The organism is Pseudomonas sp. LBUM1643 (genome assembly GCF_059716215.1).
On the sequence record NZ_CP166813.1, the window covers coordinates 4,710,688 to 4,729,263 of the forward strand.

An 18,576-nucleotide genomic window follows, 5' to 3' on the forward strand; every position below is an offset into this window, starting at 1 on the left:
ATGCCGGTCATCCAGTCGCAGGTAGACCCGTTCAGCGAACCGTTCGCCCGGAACCGCGCTGCCATGCTGGTGGGCGTCGAGCACGTGCGTCAGCTCGAACAGAACCTGCTGAACAAGGCTGCCGAGGCCAAACCCAAGTTCGACAAGCGCGGGCAATTACTGCCTCGGGAGCGACTCAACCTGCTGCTCGATCCGGGCGCACCGTTCCTTGAACTGGCGAGCCTGGCCGGCTACAAGCTGCATGATGACAAGGATGGCAGTTCAGCCGGTGGCGGCTTGATCGCCGGGATCGGCTACGTGTCTGGCGTGCGGGTTCTGGTGGTGGCGAACAACAGCGCGATCAAGGGCGGGACCATCTCCCCCAGCGGTTTGAAAAAATCCCTGCGCCTGCAACAGATCGCGATGGAAAACAAACTGCCGGTGATCACCCTGGCCGAAAGCGGTGGCGCCAACCTGAATTACGCAGCGGAGATTTTTGTCGAGGGCGCACGCAGCTTCGCCAATCAGGCACGCATGTCGGCCATGGGGCTGCCGCAAATTACCGTGGTGCACGGTTCCGCCACCGCTGGCGGTGCCTATCAGCCTGGACTGTCGGATTACGTGATAGTGGTGCGCGGCAAGGCCAAACTGTTTCTCGCCGGACCACCACTGTTGAAGGCCGCAACCGGCGAGATCGCCACCGACGAAGCACTGGGTGGCGCCGAGATGCACGCGCAAATCGCCGGCACCGCGGAGTACCTGGCCGAAAACGATGCGGATGGCGTGCGTCAGGTACGTGAGATTGTCGGTCTTTTGCCGTGGAATGCGCGACTGCCGCTCGCCCGGCCCCGGCAGTATGACGAACCGCTCTACCCCATCGATGAGTTGCTTGGGCTGATCCCGGATGATCCGAAGAAACCCTACGACGTGCGCGAAATCATCGCGCGGATTGCCGACGCGTCGAACTTCCTCGAGTTCAAGGGCGAGTTCGATCAGCAAACCATTTGCGGTCACCTGCACATCCAGGGCCGCGCCTGCGGATTCATCGGCAACAACGGCCCGATCACGCCCAAAGGTGCGAGCAAGGCCGCGCAGTTCATCCAGCTGTGCGACCAGAGCCAGACACCGCTGCTGTTTTTCCACAACACCACCGGGTTCATGGTCGGGACGGAATCGGAACAGCAAGGGGTCATCAAACACGGAGCCAAAATGATCCAGGCAGTGGCCAACGCTCGTGTGCCTAAACTGACCATCGTCGTCGGCGGCTCTTACGGGGCCGGTAACTATGCGATGTGCGGCCGTGGTCTCGATCCACGTTTCATCTTCGCCTGGCCCAACAGCCGCACGGCGGTGATGGGCGGCGCCCAGGCCGGCAAGGTGCTGCGCATTGTGACCGAAGCCAAGCAGGCCAAGGACGGATTGGTGCCTGACCCGAAGATGCTCGACATGCTGGAAACGGTCACCGCGCAAAAGCTCGACAGCCAGTCCACTGCACTCTATGGCAGCGCCAGCCTGTGGGACGACGGTCTGATTGACCCGCGTGACACCCGGACCTTGCTCGGTTACTTGCTGGACATCTGTCACGAGGCCGAAGTGCGGCCGCTGCAAGCCAACAGTTTTGGTGTAGCCCGCTTCTAAGGGCGATCAACGGAGAACAATAAAAATGATCTTCACCCAGGAACACGAAGCATTGCGCCGCACGGTTCGCCAGTTTGTCGATCACGAGATCAATCCTCATGTCGAAGAATGGGAAAAAGCCGGGCGCTTTCCGATTCACGAGATCTTTCGCAAGGCCGGGGATCTCGGTCTCCTGGGGATTTCAAAACCGGAAAAATTCGGTGGCATGGGCCTCGACTACAGCTACTCAATCGTTGCGGCAGAAGAGTTCGGCACCATTCATTGTGGCGGTATTCCGATGTCCATCGGCGTGCAGACCGACATGTGCACGCCCGCACTCGCACGGTTCGGCTCCGATGATTTGCGCGAGGAGTTTTTGCGCCCGGCGATCACCGGCGAACAGGTCGGCTGCATTGGGGTCTCCGAAGTCGGCGCCGGTTCCGATGTCGCCGGCTTGAAAACCACCGCGCGCAAGGACGGTGACGACTACGTGATCAACGGCAGCAAAATGTGGATCACCAACTCGCCGAGTGCCGATTTCATCTGCCTGCTGGCCAACACCTCGGACGACAAGCCGCACATCAACAAGTCGCTGATCATGGTGCCGATGAACACGCCGGGAATCAGCCTCAGTTCGCACCTGGACAAACTCGGCATGCGCAGTTCGGAAACCGCCCAGGTGTTTTTCGACAACGTGCGCGTACCGCAACGTAACCGCATCGGCCACGAAGGCGCGGGCTTCATGATGCAGATGCTGCAGTTCCAGGAGGAACGGTTGTTCGGCGCGGCTAACATGATCAAGGGCCTGGAGTACTGCATCGACAGCACCATTGAGTACTGCAAGGAGCGCAAGACCTTTGGCAATGCGCTCATCGACAATCAGGTGATTCACTTCCGCCTGGCCGAGCTGCAAACCGAAATCGAATGCTTGCGGGCGCTGGTCTATCAGGCGACCGAGCAATACATCAAAGGCCAGGACGTCACTCGCCTGGCGTCCATGGCCAAACTCAAGGCCGGGCGCCTGGGACGCGAGGTCAGTGACAGCTGCCTGCAATATTGGGGCGGCATGGGCTTCATGTGGGACAACCCGGTGGCCCGCGCTTATCGCGATGTGCGGCTGGTGTCGATCGGCGGCGGCGCCGACGAAATCATGCTGGGGATCATCTGCAAACTCATGGGCATTCTGCCGGGGAAAAAGAAATGAGTACCTTGCCGGATTGCCAGACGTTGCTGCTTGAACCGCACAACGGCGTGCTGCACATCACCCTCAATCGCCCGGAAAGCCGCAATGCCATGAGCTTGCAGATGGTTGCAGATTTGCGCGCGGTGCTGGCAGCCGTGCGCGATGACCGACACATTCGCGCATTGGTGATCGGCGGCGCCGGTGGGCATTTTTGCGCCGGTGGCGACATCAAGGACATGGCCGGTGCCCGTGCTCAGGGCGCGGCAGGTTTTCGCGATTTGAACCGGGCATTCGGCGCGCTGCTGCAAGAGGTGCAACACGCGCCGCAAGTGGTGATTACCGTGTTGCAAGGTGCAGTGCTGGGCGGTGGTCTGGGCCTGGCCTGCGTCAGCGATGTCGCATTGGCCGATCACCAGGCGCAGTTCGGTTTGCCGGAAACCAGCCTCGGTGTGCTGCCGGCGCAGATTGCCCCCTTCGTGGTCCAGCGCATCGGCCTGACCCAGGCTCGACACCTGGCGCTGACAGCAGCGCGTTTCGACGGCACTCATGCGCGGCGTATCGGTCTGGTGCATTTCGTCGAGCATGACGCGCAAGCCTTGGCCGAGCGCCTCGATGAGGTGCTGGCACATGTGTTGTGTTGCGCGCCGGAGGCGAATGCACGCACCAAAGAACTCCTGCTGGCGAGTGCCGGGCAGCCTTCAGATACCTTGCTGGATGAAGCGGCTCAGTGGTTCAGCGAAGCGGTGACCGGGAGTGAGGGCGTCGAGGGGACGATGGCTTTTGTACAAAAGCGTAAACCGGGGTGGGCGCCTTAAGAGCATCGCGGGCTTGCCCGCGATGAGGCCCTCGAATTCACCGAACAACAAAAAGGGAAATCCCCATGCCCACCCTGAAAAAAATCCTGATCGCCAATCGCGGTGAAATCGCCTGTCGCATCCAGCGCACCGCCCAGGCCCTGGGCTACCGCACCGTCGCCGTCTTCAGCGATGCCGACGCCGACGCCCTGCATGTGCAGATGGCCGACGAGGCCGTCAACATCGGGCCGGCGCTGGTGCAGCAATCCTATCTGAACATTGCAGCGATTATCGAGGCGGCGCGGCGCACGGGTGCCGACGCGGTGCATCCCGGCTACGGCTTCCTCTCGGAAAACGCCGGGTTCGCCCTCGCCTGCCAGGCCGCCGGCCTCACCTTTATCGGCCCAAGCCCCGAAGCCATCGAACTGATGGGCAGCAAGCGCCTGTCGAAAATCGCCATGATCAACGCGGGTGTGCCGTGCATCAAAGGCTATCAGGGCGCTGCGCAAGACGACGCCACCCTGAGCCGCGAAGCGCAATCGATCGGCTATCCGTTGATGATCAAGGCCAGTGCCGGCGGTGGCGGGCGCGGCATGCGTCTGGTACACGACGAAAGCGACTTGCTGGAACAGATCCGCACTGCACGCTCCGAAGCATTGAACGGTTTCGGCAGCGACGAGTTGATCCTCGAACAAGCCTTGATAGACCCACGCCATGTCGAGGTGCAGCTGTTCGGCGACCAGCACGGCAACCTGATTTACCTCGGCGAGCGCGACTGCTCGATCCAGCGCCGGCATCAGAAAGTCATTGAGGAAGCGCCCTGCCCGGTCATGACGGCCGAACTGCGCCAGGCCATGGGCGAGGCGGCGCTCAAGGCCGGTCGTGCAGTGAACTACGTCGGCGCTGGCACCGTGGAGTTCCTGCTGGATGCGCGGGGGCAGTTCTACTTTCTGGAGATGAACACACGGTTGCAAGTGGAACACCCCGTGACCGAACTGATCACCGGCCTGGACCTGGTGGCTTGGCAATTGAGGGTCGCTGAGGGGTTGCCACTGCCGCTTCGACAGGAGCACGTGCAACTCAACGGCCATGCCATGGAAGTGCGTTTGTACGCTGAAGATCCGGCTCAGGGCTTTCTGCCGCAAACCGGCCACATCACCGCGTGGGAGCCGGCGTTGCAGGCGGGTGTGCGGATCGATCATGGCCTGGTCGAAGGCCAAACCATCAGCCCGTTTTATGACCCGATGCTCGGCAAGATCATCGCCCACGGCGCCACACGCGAAGAGGCGCGACGCAAGTTACTCAGGGCGGTGCAAGACAGCGTTCTGCTGGGCCTGCACAGCAATCAGCATTTGCTCGAAGGCTTGCTCGAGCACCCCGCGTTTGTCAGTGGCGACTTCAGTACCGGATTTATCCCGACCTGGTTCACCGACCATGCCTGCCTGCAGGCTCAGATACCGACCAATGAACAACTGGCTATCGCGGCCGCGCTGTTTTATCACGGCTGCGCGCAAGTTCATCCGTCTCCGCTGCCTGGCTGGCGCAACAACGCCAGCGTCCCCCTGCACTATCGCATCGGCCTGGGTGAGCAGGAGTGGGTCGTTGAATTGAACGCCGTGCCGGGTGAGCCGTACCGGGTTCAAATCGCTGCTCAAACGCTGAACCTCAAGGTCATTGAGTGCGACGGGCGCTCTGCGATCCTGGAAATCGATGGCATCCGGCGCCGCCATGTCTACCGTCTTGACGCCGGAGAACTGTGGCTGTTCACGGGGCCTGGCAGCCTGCGGCTGGTCGATCGTACGCAAGCGCTGGTCTGTGCTCAGGTCAGCGTCAGCAGCGGCACCCTCAAGGCACCGATGGATGGCGCCATTGTCGACGTGCTGGTCAGTGAGGGCAGCACTGTCGTCAAAGGCCAGTTGCTGGTGGTCCTCGAGGCCATGAAGATGGAGCATCCGCTCAAGTCCGGGATCGACGGTGTGCTCAAACGCTTGCAAGTCAGCGTGGGCGATCAAGTGAAAAATCGACAGATTTTGCTCGAGGTCGAATAAGCCGCTAGGCGGATCCGCCGGGTTTGGCTACGCTCAAGCCCTATCAAGACGCGGATACCAGGAACCCTGCGATGCCCCATTGGCTGGTCATTGATCTTGAAGCCACCACCGACGAAGGTGGTTGGCCAGTAACAGAAATGGAAATCATCGAAATAGGCGCCACGCTGGTGGACCGTAAAGGTCGAGAGCTGGATCACTTCCAGCGCTTCGTGCGGCCGTTGCGTCGCCCGTTGCTGACGCCTTTTTGCCGTGAGCTGACGCACATCACTCAGGCCAACATCGATGTCGCGCAACCGCTGAGCGAAGTCTGGGCGGCGTTCGAACGCTGGCTGGGCCAGCATCATGAACGCCTGGAAGGCTGGGCCAGTTGGGGGGATTACGATCGCAAACAGCTGCTGCAGGAATGGCAACGTTTGCAACTCGACAGCCTGCTGAGCCGCGTACCGCACATGAACCTCAAGCAGCGCTTTGCCAAGGTGCGTCGACTGGAAAGGCCGTTGGGCCTCAATGGCGCCCTGCAACTGGCCGGCATGCAGTTCACCGGGCAACAACACCGGGCGCTGGAAGATGCGCGCAATACGGCGCGCTTGCTGCCGCTGATTCTCCCCGCCTAGAGAGGTGACGGCGCCGAGGGCCTTGTGCATACTGGCCGGCCCTTTTAAGCCCTTTTCGAGGAATCGCCCATGTTTAAAGTCAACGAGTACTTCGACGGCACCGTCAAGTCGATCGCCTTTGGCACTGCAGAAGGTCCAGCGACCATCGGCGTCATGGCTCCGGGCGAATACGAATTCGGCACCAGCCAGCGGGAAATCATGCACGTAGTGACCGGTGCGCTGACCGTCAAACTGCCTGACAGCACCGACTGGGAAACCTTCGCCGCCGGCAGCCAGTTCAATGTACCTGCCAACAGCAAGTTTCAGCTGAAAGTGGCTGTCGACACGGCTTACCTGTGCGAATACCGCGGCTAAAACTTCGGGCTTTCACAGCGATAAAAAAATGCCCGCATCCTTCGATGCGGGCATTTTTCATTCTGGGTACGGTTACTCGAGGACGGTCACCGACATCCCGACTTCAAGATGCCCATTGCTGTCATTGACCAGGTTCTGGCCGAACATCGCACCGTCGGGTTCGGCACGGTACTTCTGCAACATGGCTAAAGGTTCACGGTCCTCGCTGCGCTCACCGGTCTGTGGATCGATGGTGGTCAGAATGCAACGTGCGCACGATTTGACGACACGAAATTCAACGCCGCCGATGCGGATGCGCTTCCAAGTGTCCTCGGCGTAGGCTTCGGCCCCCTCAATCACCAGGTTTGGCCGGAAGCGCAGCATCTCCAGCGGACGGCCTACTCGATCCGACAAGTCGTCCAGGGACGCCTGTCCGATCAGCAACAGCGGGAAGCCATCGGCGAAGGCCACCTGATCGTCGTCTTTGCCGTAGCCGGCCGACGTGGTCCTGGCACGCTCCAGCGGGACCTGCACCAGGCGAGTGGGTTTACCCACGAATTCACTGACCCACGCCCCCGCCTCATCCCCCGCATCCGGCACGCGCAGCGTGTCGCGCCAGAGGTTCACGCCGCGCAATGGCGCGCGATCGTCAGGCAGCGCGATATCGATCGGGTTGTAACCCGGAGCACTCAGGGTCAAGCCACCTTCGGTATTCCACAACGCGGACAACTGGCTCATTTTGGCCACCGCTCGCTGGGACAGAAAACGCCCGCTGGCTTCATCCACGAGCATCCAGCGTCGGTCGCCGTCCAGACCCAGTTTGTCGAGGCTGACCTGTTGCAGGGGCTCGCCCTTGCCGGACTTCAACGGATAACGATAGAGCGCGCTCAGATGCAGCATGGCCAGCTTCCTGGTAGGCAAAGCGCCACCCTATACGAGCTTCATCGCCGAATCAAAGGCTTGCTTGAGGGTTGATCGGGTCAGGCCGGAACTTCATCGCGCATCAAACGCTGGCGCACCACGTCTACAAGCTTGTCCGGCTGGAACTTGGAAAGGAAGTTGTCACAACCGACCTTCTTGACCATCGAGTCGTTGAAGCTGCCGGACAACGAGGTGTGCATCACCACGTACAGGCCTCGCAGGCGCGGGTCATTGCGGATCTCGGTGGTCAGGCGATACCCGTCCATTTCCGGCATTTCCGCATCGGTAAAAATCATCAGCAGCTTGTCCGTCATGTTCACGCCGGTGTCAGCCCAGGCCTTAAGCATGTTCAGCGCTTTCAAACCGTCACTGGCAATGTGCATTTTCACGCCCAACTGGCCTAGCGTGTCGCGCAATTGCGACAGGGCCACGTTGGAGTCATCCACCAGCAATACCTCACGGCCACGGGCGCGTTCGAGCACCGGGTCTTCGAGTTTTTCACGAGACACTTTGGCGTTGTACGGGACGATTTCCGCCAGGACCTTTTCAACGTCGATGATTTCCACCAACTGGTCGTCGACCTTGCTGATAGCCGTCAGGTAGTGCTGGCGGCCGGCACTGGTTGGCGGCGGCAGGATGGCTTCCCAGTTCATGTTGACGATGCGGTCCACACCGCCGACGAGAAATGCCTGCACCGAGCGATTGTACTCAGTGACAATGATGGTACTGGTCGGGCTTGGCACCAACGGACGCATGCCAATGGCCTGGGACAGGTCGATCACCGGCAAGGTTTGCCCACGCAAGTTGACCACGCCACAGACAAAAGGATGGCGCTGGGGCATCAGGGTCAGTTTCGGTAACTGCAAGACTTCCTGAACCTTGAACACGTTGATTGCAAACAACTGACGCCCGGCCAATCGGAACATGAGGATTTCCAGGCGATTCTCACCCACTAGTTGCGTGCGTTGGTCTACCGCGTCGAGAATGCCGGCCATCAATGACTCCTGAGCTTGTTCTGGTGAATTCACTAAAGAGGGTTATCGGCTGTTTAAAGCAGACCTTGACCCTATTGCAAAATGCCACGCTCCAGCATTGATGTCACATTAGCATCATGCTCTACTGAGGGCGCGACTTCATCTGCTCTACTCCCTCGCGGCGCGACAACTTTTCGCTCGCCAGGTTCCCCTGTGTAAGGGATTCCCTTACCCACAATCAGGCCTAACCTGATATTCGCCATATCCGATAGCCATTAATGTGACGCCATTCTCATTGCACGAACGGAGTCGGGCTTTTGTGTGCGATCGCAGGTCAGTGGCCATCCAGCCTTTCGAGTTATCAGGCATACGCCTGGACGGGCCGGGACACTTACGCGCATGTCAATACGCACGGCATTTCCTCTTTTGACATGACGTTGTGGAGCCAGCATGCAAATCGATCATAAAGAGTGGGCGCAACGGTTTCCGGAATTCCTCGTCGAGGCTCAATTGCTTTTGGCCAAAACCGAGGAGTGCCTGAGTCATCTCCAACTGATCAGCAATGACAGGGACGCCATCGATTGCATGCTCAGCACCCTGCTCAAGCTGGCCAGCAAGGCAGATGCAATCGCTCTGGCAGCCATTTCAGAGTTTTCTCTGCATATTCACGAACTGCTCAACCACGCGCAAAACCACCTGCAATTGCATGACGAGGCCTTGGCTGCGCTGAAAGACTGCCTGACGCTGATTGCCTGGCAGCTCGAGCTTATCGACCAGAAGACGGGCCAGCTCAGCCTAGATGACAGCGAACAAATATCGCTGATAGAAACTTTTGCGTTTCAAGTCGGGCACAGTCAGTTTCAGCCGATGCCCCCCTCCTTCCCGTTTACCCTCGTTCCTCCTTTGAAAGCGCAGGCTTGATCGGTCGCCTGTTTTTTATGCGGTGTCAGGTGGTTTAAACGGCACACTCAGCGTTGAATTTGAAGTGCGCGATGTCGTCATTGAAATTTCATACCTGTTCACGACATCTTGAATCAATGTATTCCCGCCAAAGAGCTCTTCTACACGAAGAGCCGCTCGAATAAACATGTTTACCCAATGTTTAAGGCCAACTACCCAGCGCGACCGACGGTATCTTCAGTGGTATTATGCCGACCGTTAATTGACGTCAATTAATGGCACCCTGTTTCCATACCGAGATCCGTCATTGCACCAGACGATCTTCCCGCAGCGAACATCCATTGGCTCCATCTCTATGTACGCCAACCTCAAGTCAATCACCCAGTGGCCACCCGTCCCCGTGACCGTACGCCGGCTCACGCTGCTGCTGTGTACCTGTTCGACGCTTGGCAGCCTGGTGATTTACTGCTCATCCATGCCTTTTCCGCTGGGGCTGCTGATACTGAATGCTGCGGCATTGATCGGACTGGCGGTACAGCACCACCTTTCAAGTTCGCTCATCAAGTTTCAACCGCAGGAACTGGCCGACCGGTTGCTGGAGGTTCAGGAAAACGAACGTCATCGGCTCAGTCGCGAACTGCACGACGATATCGGCCAGTTGCTGACGGCGGCAAAGCTTCAAAGCGAATGGCTCAAACGCCGGATGCCCGAAGAACTCGCTGCACATTGCTCGGTGCTCTGCGACACGCTGGAAGAAACCCTGGTGAAGGTTCGCGACGTCTCGGCCATCCTGAATCCCAGGCAACTGGCGAGCCTTGGGCTGGAAGCCAGTCTGCGTGCCCATCTGCTCAAGACGCTGGCCAACACCTCGGTTAACTGGAGCCTGGAGTGCCATCAGCGGCTCATCGGCATACCCGAGGAAACTGCCGTCGCCGTCTTTCGAATTACTCAGGAGGCCGTGACAAATATCCTGCGCCATGCCCAAGCGAAAAATCTGCGGGTCACTCTGCAACGCTTGCCGCAAGGCTTGACGCTGTTGATCAGTGACGACGGATCGGGGTTTGCACCCTCGACGGATCCGGGGCGTGAAGGTCAACGCGGAATGGCTGGAATGTCGGAGCGGATCGAACAGTTGGGCGGCACATTGGCGGTGATCAGCGAGCCGGGCAACGGCACCCGGATCGAAGCACTTTTCCCTTGGGCCCCTCGTGCACTTGAACGGGCCAGTACGAATAAGGTTTTGCGTTGACTTGTAACTTACTTCTGGTGGATGACCACTCGCTCATCAGGGCCGGCGTGCGCGCGCTGGTGCTGGACATTCCCGGCTACTCAGTGGTCGGCGAAGCCAATGACGGATCTCAATTGCTCGAGATGGTCGAGCAACTGACGCCAGACATTGTCCTGCTGGATATCTCCATGAAGGAAACCGACGGTCTGGAGGCCTTGCAACGCCTCAAGCGCGTGCGCCCCCAGAGCAAAGTACTGATCCTCTCCATGCACACCGAACCGGCACTCATCATGCAGGCGCTGGAATCCGGTGCCCATGGCTACCTGCTCAAAGACACCACCGCCACCGAACTCGAGCATGCCCTGGATGCCCTGCGCAACAACGAGCGCTACCTGAGCCCGGCGATCGCGCACACGGTCATCAACCAGGCATTGATCAGCTCCCGGACAAGCCAGGCGGAACCCGTGGTCACGCACAACCTGACGGCACGTCAGCTGGAAATACTGCGGTTGATTGTCCGGGGGAAATCCACCCGTGAAATCGCCCACGGCCTGGGGCTGAGCATCAAGACCATCGAGACCCACCGCTCGCAGATCATGAAACGCCTGCAGATCTATGACGTGGCCGGACTCGTGCTGTTTGCAGTGCGCGAGCAGATCATCAGTCTGGACGATTAGCGATGCCTGGAGCACTCAACAGCGGCGAGTGCTCGGGTAAATGCACCCGCAGCGCCCCCGCTCGCGCTGAGAAGCGCAGACTATCCCCTTCCAGCGGTTCGCCATCCAGATTGATGTAAAGACCTTCCGAGACCTTGATCTCGACCCAGGGCAGGCGGGCTCGCACAAACATGTTGTCGATACCAAAGCCATCAGCCAGCAGGTTTTTCAAGGTGCCAACCAGTTCCTGTGGTGCGGGCAAGATGCTGATGTCCAGCAAACCATCGTCGGCCAATGCTTCAGGGCACAGGACATGCCCGCCGCCGGCCTGTCGGCCGTTGCCGATACCTAATGCCAGTAACTCGCCCTGCCAATGAAAATCCGGCCCCTGCAACTCGCCGTAGGCCGCATGCAGTTCACTGAAGCGTGACAAGCCGGTGAACAGATAAGCCGCGCCACCGAGGACTTTTTTCAGGTCCTCGGAGGTGTTTGCGGTGACCTGGCTGCCGAAGCCGCCAGTGGCCATGTTCAGGAACACCTGTCCGCCGACCTCGCCCAGGTCAATGGCTCTCGCCGGAGCATCCAGAAGGTCCAGCGCCTGATCGGGTTCCAGAGGTACGCCGGCGGCACGAGCAAAATCATTAGCGGTTCCCAAAGGCATCAGCACCAGGCTCGCCTTCGTCGGATGTGCAGCCATGGCTTCGGCGATATCGCGCAACGTGCCATCCCCTCCTCCGGCGATGATCTGCTGATAACCCGCCGTCAGTCCTTCATCCACCAGCCGTTGCGCATCACCGGCCTCCCAGGTCAACCGAACGGCCAACTCCCAGCCCTGCTGGCGTTTGCTTTCAACTGCCGCACGGACCTCTTCGTTGAGCGCTTGCTTGCCATGCAGAATCAACAGCGCCTTGCGTTCGCTCATCGCGTTCTCTCCCAGTATTGAATTCCGTATGGCAGTTGTGACCTCGGTAGCGCCTAAAAAAGCCGCAAAAATTTGAATTATTTAAAAGCGGACGTGCTCGCGTCCTACAGGGCAGGGTTTTTTCTTACAAAACGTGAGGAATCGGCTCAATTGACCACCGAGGATCGTTGGTACAACTTGGCGCCTTCTGTTACCCGCCGTAAAAGGAGAAGTAAACATGGAACCTCGCGCCGTTGATCTGCAGGCCCAACTCGAAGGCATGCGCCGAGACATGGACGTCATCCGTCAGAACGTCAAGACCATCAAACACCGGCTTGCCTATTTAGCGGGGGGAGCCGTAGTGGTACTCGGCGTGCTGGCCTGGATCGCCGACAGTCGTTTCGAGCAGATCGTAGCGCTGCTGGCTCGATAGCGGGCAGCCCTCAAACGCAAAACCCGGCCAATCGACCGGGTTTGCCTTGGGCGTACATCAGCTGTCAGCCCAGTACTTCGCTCAGCGGGATAAAGGCTACAGACTCACCCTCGACCAGCGTGCGATCTTCCAGGACTTCAACCAGACCGTCCGCCCACGCCGCGCTGCGCAGCACACCGGAACTCTGGTTCTTGTAGATGATTGCCCGGCCATTCACCAAGCGCCCGCGCAAGTACTCGCGACGATTGCCGGCCTGAGGCCAGGCAAACCCCGCTGGCACCTGAAACTTCAAGGGTTCGGTGTCCTGCACGCCCTGACGGCGCAAGAGATAGGGCCTGGCCAGCAAGGCAAAGGTGACCAGGGTCGATGCCGGATTGCCCGGCAAACCAATCACCGGTACGCCTCGAAAATGTCCAAATGTCAGCGGCTTCCCAGGCTTGATGGCGAGTTTCCACAACGTCAACTCGCCCTCTTCTCGCAGCGCGATCCCGAGAAAATCAGCTTCCCCTACCGAGACACCGCCGGTGGAGAGAATCAGGTCGACATCATTCAATTCGCCCAGGCGAAGACGAGTCGTCTCAAGGTCATCGGGAAGAATACCGGCGTCGATCACCTCACAACCCAAACGCTGCAACCAGCTGCAGAGCAACACTCGATTGCTGTTGTAAATTTGCCCGGGACCCAGCGCCTGACCTGGCTCGATCAATTCATCGCCAGTGGACAGCACTGCTACGCGAACTTTGCGAATCACATCCAGCTCAGCGCACCCCAGTGAAGCCGCCAAGCCTTGCTCGATCGGACCCAACCGCGTGCCGGCAGGTAAAACAAGTTCACCCACCGTGGTTTCCTGACCTTGCGGCCGAATGTTTTGACCCACCGTCATGGCTTCGGTAAACCGTATCCGCGCGTCCGGCTGAACTTCGGCGTTCTCCTGCATCTCGACGCAATCGGCCCCTGCGGGAACAGGCGCACCGGTGAAGATTCGAGCACAGGTGCCTGGCTGCAAAGGTTGCGGTGCATTACCTGCAAAAATCTTCTGGCTGACCACCAGCGGCTCGCCGGTCCAGTCGGACACCCGCAAGGCATATCCATCCATGGCACTGTTGGGCCAAGGCGGTAAATCCAGCGTCGAAACCAGATCATCGGCCAGCACACGGCCCTGAACCTGCGCCAACGGCAAGCGCTCACGCTCGACAATCGGCTTGGCCTCAGCCATTTCCAGCAAACGCGCCAGCGCCACCTCGACTGGCATCAGGCTACCGGCTTTGCCCGGCTTACCCGCGGGATTCACAGGGTGCCGCCTGTTTCAGGTGAGCGACGAAGTTGCACGGGCGGTGCCTTGAATCCAGCTGCTCAGCCAAAATGCCATCCCAACCGGTCCGCACGGCATTGGTCGAACCTGGCAGGCAGCAGACCAGCGTGCCATTGGCCAGACCCGCCAGGGCGCGGGACTGGACGGTGGAAGTGCCGATGTCGGCGACCGAAATCTGCCGGAACAGCTCGCCAAAGCCATCGACGTGTTTGTCGAGCAGGCAGGCCACTGCTTCGGGGGTGCTGTCGCGACCGGTGAACCCGGTGCCGCCGGTGATCAGCACGACCTGAACCACGTCATCGGCAATCCAGGTGGCGACTTGCGCGCGTATTTTGTAGAGATCATCTTTGAGCAAAACCCGCTCAGCCAGGTTATGGCCTGCGGCGCTCAAGCGGTCAACGAAGAGCTGGCCGGAAGTATCGGTTTCCAGAGTGCGGGTATCGCTCACCGTCAGCACTGCGATATTGAGCGGTGCGAAAGGTACATCAGCCTTGGCTTTCATAGGCTCGTCCAGTTGTAGGAGAAACAGCCCGGTGTTATATCACAGCGCTCCCTTTTTTCGCCGCCCCCATGGAGACCGACCATGACCTTGAACTCGGATTTGCCACCCTGCTCCATTCTCCTGCTGGCGGGTGGTCGCGGCCAGCGCATGGGGGGGCAGGACAAGGGATTGCTGGAATGGCATGGCGAGCCGTTGATTGCCCATCTGCAGCGCAAGACGCGATCGCTGAGCGATGATCTGATTATCTCGTGCAATAGGAACCTGGAAAAATACGCGCCCTACGCCGATCAATTGGTGCATGACGATGAAGGTGGTTTTCCAGGGCCCTTGGCCGGTATTCGCGCAGGCCTGAACGCCGCTCGCCATGCGTACTTGCTCGTGCTGCCATGCGACGTACCGCGTATCGATGCACTACTGCTTCATGAAATGCGCGAATCCGCCAGCCTGCACCCGGAAAAACCATTGATGCTGCGCCACGGCGAGCATTGGGAACCGTTGCTGTGCGTCATTCCCGTGGCGCTTCGCGATGCCTTCGAAAACGCTTGGGACAATGGCGAACGCAGCCCCGGTCGAGTTATGCGCGAGTTGGGCGCGACGGCCCTGCAATGCCCGGATAACGACCCGCGCCTGGCTAACCTCAACACGCCGGAACTGTTAAGCATCCACCCCAATGTGTCAGACTGACACTAGCCAAGGAACTTGCACGCGTTGTATACGTCTACAAGCTCAGTAACCAAAGAATTCATATCGGAGACACACTCATGACTCAACGGACCCTCGCCACTTTCATGCTCGCACTGGGCCTAGCGACCCTTGCAGGTTGCTCCTCGCCTACCGTGATCACCTTGAATGATGGTCGCGAAATCCAGGCTGTCGACGCGCCAAAATACGATGAAGACTCAGGTTTCTACGAGTTCCAGCAACTCGACGGTAAAGAAACCCGCATCAACAAGGATCAGGTTCGCACCGTTAAAGAGTTGTAATTGTTGCGGTGACACCCGATGCCAAAAAAAGCCCGCGTAATGCGGGCTTTTTCATGGTTCAGGGAAAGTGCTCACCACTGCAGGGTAATTTCGCTTTCGAAGTCCCGTTCCTCGCCGGTTATCGGGTCTATGAATCGCAACCCCTGGGCCAACAGCTTGAGTGGGTTGGCGTAGTCATCTTCGACGTCTTTAAACACCTGCGGATAGAACGGGTCGTTGCAGATGCTCGCGCCCAATGCGGTCATGTGCACCCGCAGCTGGTGTTTCTTGCCGGTCACCGGGTACAGCGCGTATCGCCAGAGATCACCGTGTTTTTCCCTGACGTCGACGGCCGTTTCGGTATTGCTGGTACCGGGACCTTCCTGCATGCGGAAGAAAGGCTCGCCATCAATGAGCCTGCTTTTATGCACCAGTGGAAATGTCAGGTCAGGCAAGCCACGGGCGATGGCCTCGTAGCGTTTTTCGATGCGCCGTGTCGGGAACAGTGACTGATAAGCCGAACGACTCTGCGGGTTCGCCGAAAACAGCACCAGTCCCGCCGTATGGCGATCAATGCGATGCAGTGGCACGAGATGCGGGTTATCCAGTCGGCGGATCAACCGCCGCAGCAACGTTTGCTCGACGTACTCACCCGCCGGCGTCACCGGCAGAAAGTGCGGCTTGTCCGCGACCACCAGATGCTCATCTGCATACAGAATCGACTCGATCACGGGGATCGGTTTCTCGTCCGGCACTTCACGAAAATAGTGAATGCGCAGACCTTCCTTGTAGGGCAGGTCAAGCGCAATGGGCAGACCTTGACCGTCGAGAACGCGCCCTCGGGCAATTCTGTCCAGCCACTGTTCACGGCCAATAGCGCTGAAGTGCTCGCACAGGCAGTCGAGCACCGTCAGCCACGACCCGGGCGGCAGGTAGAGCGTGCTGGCCTGACTGTGCGCAGCCGAAAAAGTTGAAGTAGACATACGAAAGCTCTAAACGCTGATGGCCGGCATTATCCAGCAGCTGCCCATATGAACCTAGTGGAGAATCCCTACGCAGGTATCTGCGCGCGAGCTGCCGCCTCAGTGAATTCCTTGAGCCAGCGCAATACATCTACGGCCTCCCAGCGACCGGGATCGTAAAGCGCGTACATCAATCCCTGATACCCCACGACATCCAGTTGCCGGTGGTAACCGGCACGCTGGAACAATGCCTCGATTTCGGCGAAGCACGTATTGAAATGCAACTTGTTGAACGGGGTTTTCCCTTCCGTGACCAGGCCGTCCAGGCGCAATTCGAGGACTGCTTCGCGCACGACATCCGTCGACATCCGGTTCACGCTGTTCTTTAATTGTTCGACATTGACCATGACTCATCCTCTGACTCGCGGGATCGTCCCGCAAGACAGGCGATCCGAATAACTGTACAGGCATACAGTAACCGAATCACCGTCCTTTCGCCAATGGGTGAGACACTGACCGCGACGGATGGGGAAGAATCAGCGCAGGAAAGCCACGACCTGCTCGGCATCAAATGGCCAGTCGAGCTCGGCACCGGTATCAAGACGGCGCAGGACCGGAATACGTAAACCGTAATCCTCGACCCAATCTTCGTTTTCCGCGATGTCCACCAACTCGACCATCAAACCGTGCTCGACCAAGGGCATCAGTTCGTCTTCGGCAAGTTCACAGAGATGGCAACCCAGGGTGCCGAACAGCTGACATTCAGGAGGCATGACTACAAGTCCCGGCAAAGTAGAGGTTCATTCTAGGCCCGCGATAAAAAGCAGTCGAGACGGCGGCTCAAGCTACCGTGCAATCGCCGTTGCGCAGGCGTTCTGCGATCCGCCGCCGACCTTGATCAGTCCTGACTGACGGCGCCGATCTTGTGCACCGACAAATCCGCGCCGTAATACTCCTCTTCCTGGCTCAAGCGCAGTCCATGAAGCGCCTTGATCACGCCATAGATCGTAAACCCGCCGACCAGCGCCACGACCACGCCAAGCGAAGTCCCGATCAACTGGCTGATCAGGCTGACGCCCCCCAGTCCGCCCAATGCGCTCTGCCCGAAAATGCCGCAGGCTATCCCGCCCCAAACACCGCACAGACCATGCAGCGGCCACACACCCAGCACATCGTCGATGTGCCATTTGCCTTGAGCAGCGGTGAAGCACCAGACAAACATTGCCCCCGCTATCGCGCCCGTGATCAATGCGCCCACCGGGTGCATCAGATCGGAGCCGGCGCAGATGGCCACGAGTCCGGCCAGCGGGCCGTTATGCAGAAAGCCCGGGTCATTGCGTCCAACGATCAACGCGGCCACGGTGCCGCCAACCATGGCCATCAGCGAATTCACCGCGACCAGGCCGCTGACGCCTTGCAGGGTTTGCGCACTCATGACGTTAAACCCGAACCAGCCAACGATCAGAATCCACGAGCCCAGCGCCAAAAAGGGAATGCTCGAAGGTGCAAATGCCACCAGGCGCCCGTCGCGATACCGCCCTTGCCTCGGGCCAAGCAGCAACACGGCCGCCAGCGCCAGCCAGCCGCCCATGGCGTGCACGACCACCGAGCCTGCAAAGTCGTGGAAACCGGCACCGAACCTCGCCAGCAACCAGGCCTGAAACCCGTAATTTCCGTTCCAGACCATGCCTTCGAAAAAAGGGTAAATGAACGCAACGATCAACGCCGTCGCACACAACTGCGGGACGAACCGGGCACGTTCGGCAATGCCGCCGGAAATAATCGCCGGTATCGCCGCCGCAAAGGTCAGCAGGAAGAAAAACTTCACCAGGCCGTAACCGTGGTCGGCAGTAATCACTGCCGCCGGTTGCATGAACGTCACCCCATATGAAATCCAATAGCCTATAAAGAAGTAGGCCAGTGTTGAAATCGCGAAGTCACTGAGGATTTTCGATAGCGCGTTGACCTGGTTCTTTTGTCGAACCGTGCCGACTTCGAGAAAGGCAAACCCGGCGTGCATCGCCAGCACCATGACCGCGCCGATTAGAATGAACAATGTATTGGAGCTGTGGACAAGACCGTCCACAGCGCTTTGCAGATTTTCCATGGATTGGCAGACCTGAAGGCTAAAAAAGCACCAAAGCAGTTCGCGCAGACAATTCGTGCACCAAATTGCGACTCAGCGAGTCTTCACAAAGGTCCTCGAGAGCCGCTTTGGCGCACAAGGCCGGAACCTTTGCGCGCGTTTTCGTTATTT

21 protein-coding genes are annotated in these 18,576 nt (G+C 59.1%); 12 read left to right on the plus strand and 9 right to left on the minus strand.

All coding sequences use genetic code 11. The features are described from left to right. The 6 genes from atuC (at position 1) to ppnP (ending at position 6,589) form a co-directional block, all read left to right on the plus strand. A complete protein-coding gene (gene atuC, locus ACA063_RS21095) occupies positions 1 to 1,617 on the plus strand; it encodes a geranyl-CoA carboxylase subunit beta (RefSeq protein ID WP_497663239.1) in 1,617 nt (538 codons plus the stop codon). 25 nt (positions 1,618 to 1,642) lie between these two features. Then, positions 1,643 to 2,800, plus strand: coding sequence for a citronellyl-CoA dehydrogenase (atuD, locus tag ACA063_RS21100; RefSeq protein ID WP_162436316.1), 1,158 nt, complete (start codon positions 1,643 to 1,645; stop codon positions 2,798 to 2,800). After that, the gene (locus ACA063_RS21105; RefSeq protein WP_497663240.1) at positions 2,797 to 3,594 is read left to right on the plus strand and encodes an enoyl-CoA hydratase/isomerase family protein; all 798 of its coding nucleotides are present in this window, start codon (positions 2,797 to 2,799) and stop codon (positions 3,592 to 3,594) included. The genes atuD and ACA063_RS21105 overlap by 4 nt, the downstream gene beginning before the upstream one ends. Positions 3,595 to 3,659: 65 nt before the next feature. Further along, complete coding sequence (locus ACA063_RS21110; RefSeq protein ID WP_497663241.1) at positions 3,660 to 5,621, plus strand: acetyl/propionyl/methylcrotonyl-CoA carboxylase subunit alpha; 1,962 nt, start codon at positions 3,660 to 3,662, stop codon at positions 5,619 to 5,621. Positions 5,622 to 5,692: 71 nt separating this feature from the next. Then, positions 5,693 to 6,235: a 3'-5' exonuclease gene (locus ACA063_RS21115; protein WP_162436319.1), complete on the plus strand. Its 543-nt coding sequence runs from the start codon at positions 5,693 to 5,695 to the stop codon at positions 6,233 to 6,235. Positions 6,236 to 6,304: 69 nt separating this feature from the next. Continuing rightward, positions 6,305 to 6,589: a pyrimidine/purine nucleoside phosphorylase gene (gene ppnP, locus ACA063_RS21120; protein ID WP_010461229.1), complete on the plus strand. Its 285-nt coding sequence runs from the start codon at positions 6,305 to 6,307 to the stop codon at positions 6,587 to 6,589. A gap of 72 nt (positions 6,590 to 6,661) precedes the next feature. Here the strand turns inward: ppnP and ACA063_RS21125 are convergent, their stop codons facing one another. Both ACA063_RS21125 and ACA063_RS21130 read right to left on the minus strand, forming a co-directional pair. Continuing rightward, complete coding sequence (locus ACA063_RS21125) at positions 6,662 to 7,468, minus strand: MOSC domain-containing protein (protein WP_497663242.1); 807 nt, start codon at positions 7,466 to 7,468, stop codon at positions 6,662 to 6,664. An 80-nt stretch (positions 7,469 to 7,548) separates the two neighbouring features. Then, positions 7,549 to 8,484 carry a chemotaxis protein CheV gene (locus ACA063_RS21130; protein WP_497663243.1) on the minus strand — a complete coding sequence of 312 codons (936 nt, stop codon included), beginning with the start codon at positions 8,482 to 8,484 and terminating at the stop codon, positions 7,549 to 7,551. Positions 8,485 to 8,913: 429 nt separating this feature from the next. Between ACA063_RS21130 and ACA063_RS21135 the strand changes: the two genes are divergently transcribed. The 3 genes from ACA063_RS21135 to ACA063_RS21145 all read left to right on the plus strand — a co-directional run bounded on the left by ACA063_RS21135 (position 8,914) and on the right by ACA063_RS21145 (position 11,268). Beyond that, positions 8,914 to 9,384, plus strand: a complete 471-nt coding sequence (locus ACA063_RS21135) for a hypothetical protein (RefSeq protein ID WP_497663244.1) — start codon at positions 8,914 to 8,916, stop codon at positions 9,382 to 9,384. Between the two features lie 334 nt (positions 9,385 to 9,718). Then, on the plus strand, positions 9,719 to 10,612 hold the full coding sequence (locus tag ACA063_RS21140) for a sensor histidine kinase (RefSeq protein WP_497666560.1): 894 nt from the start codon (positions 9,719 to 9,721) through the stop codon (positions 10,610 to 10,612). After that, complete coding sequence (locus tag ACA063_RS21145; RefSeq protein WP_497663245.1) at positions 10,609 to 11,268, plus strand: response regulator; 660 nt, start codon at positions 10,609 to 10,611, stop codon at positions 11,266 to 11,268. Before ACA063_RS21140 ends, ACA063_RS21145 begins: the two co-directional genes overlap by 4 nt. Here the strand turns inward: ACA063_RS21145 and yegS are convergent. Further along, positions 11,252 to 12,169: a lipid kinase YegS gene (gene yegS / locus ACA063_RS21150; RefSeq protein WP_497663246.1), complete on the minus strand. Its 918-nt coding sequence runs from the start codon at positions 12,167 to 12,169 to the stop codon at positions 11,252 to 11,254. The genes ACA063_RS21145 and yegS overlap by 17 nt on opposite strands. Positions 12,170 to 12,386: 217 nt before the next feature. Between yegS and ACA063_RS21155 the strand changes: the two genes are divergently transcribed. Continuing rightward, complete coding sequence (locus ACA063_RS21155) at positions 12,387 to 12,581, plus strand: hypothetical protein (protein ID WP_497663247.1); 195 nt, start codon at positions 12,387 to 12,389, stop codon at positions 12,579 to 12,581. 64 nt (positions 12,582 to 12,645) lie between these two features. Here ACA063_RS21155 and ACA063_RS21160 read toward each other — a convergent pair whose 3' ends face one another. Both ACA063_RS21160 and moaB read right to left on the minus strand, forming a co-directional pair. Continuing rightward, positions 12,646 to 13,833: a molybdopterin molybdotransferase MoeA gene (locus ACA063_RS21160; RefSeq protein WP_497666561.1), complete on the minus strand. Its 1,188-nt coding sequence runs from the start codon at positions 13,831 to 13,833 to the stop codon at positions 12,646 to 12,648. 22 nt (positions 13,834 to 13,855) lie between these two features. Further along, positions 13,856 to 14,395 carry a molybdenum cofactor biosynthesis protein B gene (gene moaB, locus ACA063_RS21165; RefSeq protein ID WP_497663248.1) on the minus strand — a complete coding sequence of 180 codons (540 nt, stop codon included), beginning with the start codon at positions 14,393 to 14,395 and terminating at the stop codon, positions 13,856 to 13,858. 81 nt (positions 14,396 to 14,476) lie between these two features. Here moaB and mobA point away from each other — a divergent pair, with 81 nt between their 5' ends. Together mobA and ACA063_RS21175 are read left to right on the plus strand one after the other, a co-directional pair. Further along, a complete protein-coding gene (gene mobA, locus ACA063_RS21170; protein WP_497663249.1) occupies positions 14,477 to 15,079 on the plus strand; it encodes a molybdenum cofactor guanylyltransferase MobA in 603 nt (200 codons plus the stop codon). 77 nt (positions 15,080 to 15,156) lie between these two features. Beyond that, positions 15,157 to 15,378: a YgdI/YgdR family lipoprotein gene (locus tag ACA063_RS21175; protein ID WP_045058103.1), complete on the plus strand. Its 222-nt coding sequence runs from the start codon at positions 15,157 to 15,159 to the stop codon at positions 15,376 to 15,378. Between the two features lie 71 nt (positions 15,379 to 15,449). Here the strand turns inward: ACA063_RS21175 and ACA063_RS21180 are convergent, their stop codons facing one another. The 4 genes from ACA063_RS21180 to ACA063_RS21195 form a co-directional block, all read right to left on the minus strand. Beyond that, positions 15,450 to 16,340: a pseudouridine synthase gene (locus tag ACA063_RS21180; RefSeq protein WP_497663250.1), complete on the minus strand. Its 891-nt coding sequence runs from the start codon at positions 16,338 to 16,340 to the stop codon at positions 15,450 to 15,452. Positions 16,341 to 16,408: 68 nt separating this feature from the next. Beyond that, positions 16,409 to 16,726 (minus strand): transcriptional regulator, encoded by a 318-nt coding sequence (locus tag ACA063_RS21185; RefSeq protein WP_497663251.1) that lies wholly within the window; start codon positions 16,724 to 16,726, stop codon positions 16,409 to 16,411. A gap of 129 nt (positions 16,727 to 16,855) precedes the next feature. Beyond that, entirely contained in the window at positions 16,856 to 17,092 is a 237-nt protein-coding gene (locus ACA063_RS21190) for a glutaredoxin family protein (protein ID WP_497663252.1), read from the minus strand. Between the two features lie 125 nt (positions 17,093 to 17,217). After that, positions 17,218 to 18,426, minus strand: a complete 1,209-nt coding sequence (locus ACA063_RS21195) for an ammonium transporter (RefSeq protein ID WP_497663253.1) — start codon at positions 18,424 to 18,426, stop codon at positions 17,218 to 17,220. Between the last annotated feature and the right edge of the window lie 150 nt (positions 18,427 to 18,576).

Excerpts from the sequence above, each read along its gene's own strand:
- atuC (WP_497663239.1), top strand. The coding sequence starts at position 1 with ATGCCGGTCATCCAGTCGCAGGTAGACCCGTTCAGCGAACCGTTCGCC.
- atuD (WP_162436316.1), top strand. The coding sequence starts at position 1,643 with ATGATCTTCACCCAGGAACACGAAGCATTGCGCCGCACGGTTCGCCAG.
- ACA063_RS21105 (WP_497663240.1), top strand. The coding sequence starts at position 2,797 with ATGAGTACCTTGCCGGATTGCCAGACGTTGCTGCTTGAACCGCACAAC.
- ACA063_RS21110 (WP_497663241.1), top strand. The coding sequence starts at position 3,660 with ATGCCCACCCTGAAAAAAATCCTGATCGCCAATCGCGGTGAAATCGCC.
- ACA063_RS21115 (WP_162436319.1), top strand. The coding sequence starts at position 5,693 with ATGCCCCATTGGCTGGTCATTGATCTTGAAGCCACCACCGACGAAGGT.
- ppnP (WP_010461229.1), top strand. The coding sequence starts at position 6,305 with ATGTTTAAAGTCAACGAGTACTTCGACGGCACCGTCAAGTCGATCGCC.
- ACA063_RS21125 (WP_497663242.1), bottom strand. The coding sequence starts at position 7,468 with ATGCTGCATCTGAGCGCGCTCTATCGTTATCCGTTGAAGTCCGGCAAG.
- ACA063_RS21130 (WP_497663243.1), bottom strand. The coding sequence starts at position 8,484 with ATGGCCGGCATTCTCGACGCGGTAGACCAACGCACGCAACTAGTGGGT.
- ACA063_RS21135 (WP_497663244.1), top strand. The coding sequence starts at position 8,914 with ATGCAAATCGATCATAAAGAGTGGGCGCAACGGTTTCCGGAATTCCTC.
- ACA063_RS21140 (WP_497666560.1), top strand. The coding sequence starts at position 9,719 with ATGTACGCCAACCTCAAGTCAATCACCCAGTGGCCACCCGTCCCCGTG.
- yegS (WP_497663246.1), bottom strand. The coding sequence starts at position 12,169 with ATGAGCGAACGCAAGGCGCTGTTGATTCTGCATGGCAAGCAAGCGCTC.
- ACA063_RS21155 (WP_497663247.1), top strand. The coding sequence starts at position 12,387 with ATGGAACCTCGCGCCGTTGATCTGCAGGCCCAACTCGAAGGCATGCGC.
- ACA063_RS21160 (WP_497666561.1), bottom strand. The coding sequence starts at position 13,833 with ATGCCAGTCGAGGTGGCGCTGGCGCGTTTGCTGGAAATGGCTGAGGCC.
- moaB (WP_497663248.1), bottom strand. The coding sequence starts at position 14,395 with ATGAAAGCCAAGGCTGATGTACCTTTCGCACCGCTCAATATCGCAGTG.
- mobA (WP_497663249.1), top strand. The coding sequence starts at position 14,477 with ATGACCTTGAACTCGGATTTGCCACCCTGCTCCATTCTCCTGCTGGCG.
- ACA063_RS21175 (WP_045058103.1), top strand. The coding sequence starts at position 15,157 with ATGACTCAACGGACCCTCGCCACTTTCATGCTCGCACTGGGCCTAGCG.
- ACA063_RS21180 (WP_497663250.1), bottom strand. The coding sequence starts at position 16,340 with ATGTCTACTTCAACTTTTTCGGCTGCGCACAGTCAGGCCAGCACGCTC.
- ACA063_RS21185 (WP_497663251.1), bottom strand. The coding sequence starts at position 16,726 with ATGGTCAATGTCGAACAATTAAAGAACAGCGTGAACCGGATGTCGACG.
- ACA063_RS21190 (WP_497663252.1), bottom strand. The coding sequence starts at position 17,092 with ATGCCTCCTGAATGTCAGCTGTTCGGCACCCTGGGTTGCCATCTCTGT.
- ACA063_RS21195 (WP_497663253.1), bottom strand. The coding sequence starts at position 18,426 with ATGGAAAATCTGCAAAGCGCTGTGGACGGTCTTGTCCACAGCTCCAAT.